Annotated in this window: 6 protein-coding genes and 2 pseudogenes; all 8 read right to left on the reverse strand. The window is 28.6% G+C overall.

Translation table 11 applies throughout. From position 1 onward, the window contains the following. Positions 1–20 precede the first annotated feature (20 nt). Entirely contained in the window at positions 21–185 is a 165-nt protein-coding gene (locus tag VK071_08260) for a helix-turn-helix domain-containing protein (GenBank protein ID HLR35302.1), read from the reverse strand. A 198-nt stretch (positions 186–383) separates the two neighbouring features. Further along, on the reverse strand, positions 384–1,892 hold the full coding sequence (locus VK071_08265; protein ID HLR35303.1) for a hypothetical protein: 1,509 nt from the start codon (positions 1,890–1,892) through the stop codon (positions 384–386). 531 nt (positions 1,893–2,423) lie between these two features. Further along, positions 2,424–2,627: pseudogene (locus VK071_08270) on the reverse strand (Txe/YoeB family addiction module toxin). A 99-nt stretch (positions 2,628–2,726) separates the two neighbouring features. Further along, the gene (locus VK071_08275) at positions 2,727–3,272 is read right to left on the reverse strand and encodes an antirestriction protein ArdA (protein ID HLR35304.1); all 546 of its coding nucleotides are present in this window, start codon (positions 3,270–3,272) and stop codon (positions 2,727–2,729) included. Between the two features lie 5 nt (positions 3,273–3,277). Then, positions 3,278–3,703: pseudogene (locus VK071_08280) on the reverse strand (recombinase family protein). Between the two features lie 48 nt (positions 3,704–3,751). Further along, positions 3,752–3,904 (reverse strand): SHOCT domain-containing protein, encoded by a 153-nt coding sequence (locus VK071_08285; GenBank protein HLR35305.1) that lies wholly within the window; start codon positions 3,902–3,904, stop codon positions 3,752–3,754. Positions 3,905–4,315: 411 nt separating this feature from the next. Continuing rightward, positions 4,316–6,538, reverse strand: a complete 2,223-nt coding sequence (locus tag VK071_08290) for a DEAD/DEAH box helicase family protein (protein HLR35306.1) — start codon at positions 6,536–6,538, stop codon at positions 4,316–4,318. Positions 6,539–6,709: 171 nt separating this feature from the next. Next, a partial coding sequence (locus VK071_08295; GenBank protein ID HLR35307.1) for a hypothetical protein occupies positions 6,710–7,295 on the reverse strand: 586 nt, incomplete at its 5' end.

Genomic DNA, 7,295 nt, shown 5'->3' on the forward strand with positions numbered 1-7,295 from the left:
GTAAATGTAGCCTCTTGCTTTTATTGACCAATGACCTTGTCTCCATCATATCTTTTCCTCCAGCGTTGAACCTGTTGACGACTAGTATGATATCTCCTTGCTGCTTTTGCATTATTATCATATTTAATTGCATATTTAACTGCCCTTTGACGAAATCTCATCTCTTCTGTTATAATTGTTTTCATAAGGAAGGATCCCTCCGATTTTTGTTTGTTCTGGTAAACAACATTATATCAGAGGTCTTTCCTTTTTTATTGTTTTCTTGTCACAAATGTATTATCTCATATCACTATAATTTTATAGGTCATAATATTTTGGAGGTTTCATTCCTATCATAAAACATTATATAATTAAGTGTACAAATAAACCTTTTTCAATAAAATTCAGTCTATAAATGCAGCTTGCTCATATTCCTCCACCGTAATATTAAGTTTAGTCATCCAATAAAATCTTTCATCTTCTATTTTGGGGATTATATTATCTAGCTCTTTAACTGACATATTTATTAAATATTCTTTGTTTTTAGATTCCCTGGATTCATCTACCGCATATAGTATTATATTATCTACAATTGCTATAAAATTTTGAAATTCTTGTAAATAATTTTTAAAATTAATATTTGTTGAAATCCCTATGTTTCCATACTTAAAATATATATCTTTGATATCTTCCTTATATTCATTACATATTTTCATAAACCCATTGTGATCCCCATTTCTAAAAAGTTCCAAAATTGGATTAACTATTTCTGAAACTCTATCATATAACTTAAAATTATTTATGAATAAATATTTGTCATCTTTGAATATATGTTTTTTGTAATATTTTTCTCTTTCATCAAATTTATCATTATACTTAAAATAAATTCCATCTTTTATTACTTCACTTAGCAATAATAGCCTCCATTTTTTATCCAGTTTAGAACTTATCCACTGGGCCTGCATTATCCAATTTGACATTATATAATTTTCTTGATTAGTTGCAACATATATCCATACAACATCATTTTTATAGTTATATAAAGCAAATTGTTCCATGCATATATTTTCTAAATCTCGAATATCATATTTTTCTTTCAATGTCAATATGATATTCTTTCTCTTAGCCACTCCTGTTGATATATCTTCAACTTTTTCTATTTCATAATCATATTTTAAATTTTGTTTATTACTAATCTTATTATTTATAACTTCAAACCTAAATTCTATCTTAATTTTTAACCTATATAAAATATTCTTATAATTAAAGTATATTCTGAATATAAATATTAACGGTATATACAATATAGTTAAAATAATTGGTGTTATAATAGTAACTAAAGATTCTATTGAATTTAATTCCTTATAATTCTGTATTGCCAAAGAAAATGATTTGTATAATATAATAAATCCTGAAATTGACAAAATATATGAAATGAATTTATTAACATCTTTATATTCTTCCTTCATATCAAATACAATCTCTAATAGAAATAATAAAGTAAATACTGGGACTATTATTAATTCTATCCCTAATGGAAATGTAAATGTACTTATGATAAATTCTAGCAAAATTATAAACTTAATATTATCCTTAATAATTTCTTTAATGTAATCCTTATTCGGTTCCTTATTAACAACACCATAACATAATGGCACCCCCGAAAATAAAACCCATAACAAGATCTCTTTTAAATCTACATATTGTCCCATTTTAAATCTGAAAATAAATAGCATCATCAGTATCTTAAGATAAATTAGTATTATAAAAAATGGCATCATCATATTTTTAGTGAATATAATTTTCAGTATATCAATAATGGATTTTCTGGTTTTTGTATTTATTAACAGAAGACTCATAAAGATTAAAGACCAAAAACTCATTGCCATTTCTCGTGTTGAAAAAATATCCATATATCATCCCCCTAATTAAATGATTCATTAACTTTGATAACATACTTTTTCTTATAAGTACTATTTTAAAAATACTTTTAAGTTTAAAATAACCCATTACCATTATTAATTTATTCTTTATGTGTCCTCAATTATATTATATATCAAAATAGTAATTAATTCCCACAATTACTTCCACCTTATCATAAACTTCCATCCTTTTCTACCCTTCCCAATATTAGAAAAAACGATATGTTTTTCTTTATGAAGAAACTTCATAAAGACATATCGCTTTTGTTTATAATTAGCCATTCCATGGTCTAATCTTTCTATTGAATTTTCTGTATTCCTACCACGCACTCGATGTGCCTTGAGAGGTCAATAAAGATGTCGTGGGTTGATATTACTCCCTTGGTGGAAGAGTAGTTTTCTAAATTTTTATAATTATAATTCTGCTTATACTTCTGTGCTTAAATCCTTATCAAATTATAAACAACAAAACCCTCAAGTCTGCTTTTGGTTTCCTTGAAGGCTTTGATCAATATAATTTTTTTACTTATCATCATAATGTCCTTTATATTGGGCTACCTCAATTATATTATTTTGTATTCTGTATACTAATCTATTTTTCCCATCAATTCCTCTAGACCACCATCCATAAAGATTCCCTTTTAATGCCTCAGGTTTCCCTATTCCCTCATTGTGATTACGGTCAATATCCTGGATAAGCTTATTTATTTTCTTTAGTGTCTTTTTATCCTGTCCCTGCTAATAGGTATAATCATCCCATGCTATTTCTGTAAAATTTATTTTTATTATTCCAGTTCCTTCAAGACAGATAATATATCATAAGTTTTAAGGGATATCAGTTAAAAGCTTTTGATTATAGCCATAGTAGATAAGGTATCTTTTTTCAGTAAATGCTCCAGTCTCATTTGCTATCTTTTCTTGCCCATACTTTTTAAAATCAATATAGTCTTCCAGATTATGATCATATTCAAAATGTCCCGACTCACAAATCATATGTCTTCCATAACCCTCTGCATCTCTTATTCCATCATAGACCTCAAATTCATACATGGTCTCTGCAAGTAGAAAAATCTCATCTATATTTGAGGGCTTTATATAGTCCATAAGTTCTCCAAAGTATTCTATATCTCCATCCATTTCCAAAAATATATCTGAGACCTTATTTAAAATATCTAGTCTTTCTACTATACTGTCACTATCAGGAATCATTCCTAATACCTTATCAGGTAGGTTGTGACTATCAAGATAAAGTTTGCAATCCTGAAGGTAAGATACTCCTAATCTCATTAAGGCTTTTTCTATTTCAATATCAGGAAAGGGAAGGTAAATAAATTCACTTTGATCCTTGGCCTTTAATTCAAGAGCTGCCATGGATTCTCTCCATCCATAGTTAATGTATTTATATTTTTTTCTTCAAAAAATACCGCTACATTTATTTCTTTTAGGCGTCTTACATACTTTAGTGTGTCTAAAGTATTTCTCGCAAATCTAGATATAGATTTTATAATAACCATATCTATATCCCCATTCATACAATCATTTATTAACCTTTGGAAATCAAGTCTTTTATCTATTTGTGTACCGGTAATAGCTTCATCGGCATAAATTCCAGCCATGGTCCAGTCAGAATTTTCATTTATTAATTCTGTATAGTATTTCACTTGAGAATGATAGCTCTGAAGCCGATCTTCACTATCGGTACTTACTCTACAATAAGCTGCAACTCTTTTAAGGTTAATTTCTATACCATTTCTACCAACATTTGAAAGTCCACCACCTTTTATGACCTCCACTTTCTTCATAAGATTCCTCCCATTTTGTATTCCTTTATGCAGTTCTACTTTAACATATTAAGTATAATTTAGCAGGTCAAATCTGAATATATTATATTTTTTCATTAGCACCTCTTTAATTCTAAAATATTCTCTTTTATCTATTAATTTTTCTACTAATAATTGCCTGAGCATAGCTAGTTGGATGCTGTATTCTAGTGTCTCTTTCATTCACTCTTCCTCCTTTAAAATTAACTTGTAAAAAATTAAATCTAGCAAAATTTATTTATCCCTTTATATATAAGAGTGAAAATAATAGCTACTTGATTCGCTATTTTAAGGAAAATTCGCGAATACAAATGAAAATAGACACAGAAAAAGCGATTGCTCTAAGAAGAATTATTCTTAAATTAATCGCTTCATTTATATATTAATTTTTTAAATAACTTTAATAGCAAGCACAGTAAGTGTAGACACATTTACGAGAAAATTGATGACGCCGACCCTTTTAGGCTCTCTTCTCTTTATCCAATTTTCTACTTGTTCCTATCAGAATGATTTAGGGGATATACCTAATACCCGAGAGAAAAAAGTGGATAAGTTTTACTTTTACCACCTAATAACTTATTAAGCTTTAAAATATTAACCTATTTTAAACCTATTATTGATTTTGTCAATAGTAAAAATAATATCTTTGACTAGGTCTATATTGTTATCGAATAGATCTGTTACCCTACCTTTTTTATTGAAGGGAAATTCCTGTAAAACTTCTTTTTCAATAGAACCATTTTTAACAATATAATCAATAATATTATTGACAAAGTTTATCTGGTCTGAATTCAACTTCTCGTCTGTCAGGAATTTTGAAAATTCTTTTTTAGCAGCCTCCCTATCCATACCTGTAATACTGGAAATCAATTCTAAAAGAGGTTTATCACCATAATTTTTTTCATAAGAGTTCCTATCTCCTAATTCTTCAAATAGGATTTTTTCAAAATATTTGATATCCTCTTTAGTTAGCTTCTCATTATTTCTAAGCTTATAAATAGGTAGATCATCTCTATATTTTCTAAAATAAGATACCACTCTTTCCTTATAGGAATCTAAATCATTAACATCATATATTGGACTACCTTCCTTAAATCCTATTACTTCATCTTTAAAGTCTGTGTAATAAACTCCTTGTTGCTCTCTATCTATTAGCTTTATAAGTTCTCTTAAGGCCTTTCTTACTCTTTCATAATCAAATAGGTCCGCCTCTTCCCAAAATTCTTCTTCCTGTATTTCATAAATTAACTCTTTATTCTTTTCTACTTGCCCTATAGAGCCTTTTTTCTCTAAATCATTAGCTGTCCTTTTCACCCTTCCCTTAGGCTTAGAGTAGGGTTTTTTCTCAAGATAGGCATATTGTATTGTATACATTAAGTAGTCAAACCTCTTGGCTAATTCATCATCATCTGTGGATATAATAAGAGGTGAAATTTCATCCTTAAGATTTTTTACATCAATTTCATCTAGGCTTTCAAAAGCTCTTTTATCAGAGTATCTATCTATTAAGTGGAGTCTCATTCTTGCATTAAATCTATCAATATTTATCCCTTCAATTAAAAGATTTATATTGTCTATTAACTCATTTCTATATTCTATAAATTTATCTTCCTGATAATCTAAATGCTCTAAAGCTTTTATCAAATCAACCTTTATATTAAATAAATTTTCCGTTAAAGACCTTTGAATTCCTCCTTCATGGCCCCTTTTATTTATTTCAAAAAATTCAAAGTTATAATAGTAGTCAAAGATTAAAAACTTCTCCTTATCAAGTCCTGGTCCAAATAAATCTTCACATAATCTAGTACCCCTACCAATCATCTGCCAAAACTTAGCCTTTGATCTTACTTTCTTAAAAAACACTAGATTTACAAGTTCTGGAATATCTATTCCTGTATCCAGCATATCCACAGATACTGCTATCTGAGGATATGAATCCTGGTCCTTAAATTTATCTATACGATTATCCACATAATTTGTTTTATGATAAACAGCCTGGGCAAAATCCCCTTTATATTCAGGATATAAGGCATTAAATCTTTCAACTACAAAATCAGCATGGTCTTGATTGGCTGCAAAAATTATAGTCTTACCTAGCTTGTCTCCACCCTCTACCTTTATTCCCTTATTCATTAAATCCTTTATAACTAAATCCACTGTATCTATATTGAAAAGGCTTTTGTTTACCATCTCACTGGGAATATCTTCAAAGGAATCAAAGGTACTTTCAAAATCTTCTTTTTCTTCTTCAGATAAATCCTTATATTTTATTCCTTCCTTCATAATCTTGGTTTCAGACACCTGGGGTAGTTCATAATTAACTAAGTATTCATCATCTATGGCCTCTTTTAAGTCATAGGCAAAGGTTGGGTTTCCTTCTTGCAGTTCAAAAACCCTATAGGTATTCCTATCAATTTCATCTACTGGAGTAGCAGTTAAACCTAACAATCTAGCATCAAAATAGTCAAATATATCTTGATATCTTTTATAAATAGACCTATGGCTTTCATCTAAAATTATCAAGTCAAAGTGCCCATTGGTAAAGATTCTCTTTCCATCAGTCCCCTTTTTTTCATCAATGGCATTCATAATAGTTGGGTAGGTGGAAAATATCATCCTACTATTAAAATCATCTTTATTGTCTAAAAGATTACAAAGGGAAAGCTCAGGTAAGTGTTCATTAAAGCTTTCCTTAGCCTGCTTGACTAGGGCTGTCCTATCTGCTAAAAAAAGAATATTCTTAGCCCAGTTATTTCTAACCATAAGGTCAACGATTGAAATAGTTGTTCGGGTCTTTCCACTTCCCTCTCGTGTCAAGGGTATGATACAAAATATTTATCCTTTAAATTTATAGTTTCCTTTCTTAATTTAAACAGAAATTTAGAATAAGTATGCATATAAAACATCCTAATTCGAAAAATATATTCAGAACTACAAATTAATATCTACACTTTCTCTTCTGTATAATTTCATAGAAGATTTTCTAATTTATTCTACTATTAATCCAGACAATATCATGTAATTATTTAATTCATCAATATTATTATTAAATATACGACTTAAATGGTATTCATCTCTTGGTACAATATTAGTTCCTAATTTAGGCATTGGAAGTAATGCCCTATAACCATCCACATAGACTAAATTAAATTCCTTTATCAACTTATTGTCTTTATATAATTTATACTCATACATATATGCTGACTCATCAATATGTTTGGTTGCCCATTCTTCGTGAAATTTTTTCCTACCATCAAAGTCATTCCACTTTATTACTATTTCTTTATTTCTTTTTAAGTAAGCATAGTTATCTGATTCATTTATTATCCAATCTTTACTACTTGATTGTATTACATCAACATACTCTATTTGGGTATCTGATTTAGCATCTATTTCTTCAACATCCAATAATGCCTTACCAAATTCAAATAAAAACTTTAGAAGTTTTTTCCCAAGATCAACCTCTCCTAATAAAGAATAAACTCTTAACATATTAAAAATTCCATTCCTTCCAGGATTATTAAAAATAAATTCCAACATTTTATCTTTTGTCTCATTTTTCCTCAATAATATT

The sequence above is a fragment of the Tissierellales bacterium genome (genome assembly GCA_035301805.1).
In the GTDB taxonomy this organism is placed as follows: Bacteria; Bacillota; Clostridia; order Tissierellales; family DATGTQ01; genus DATGTQ01.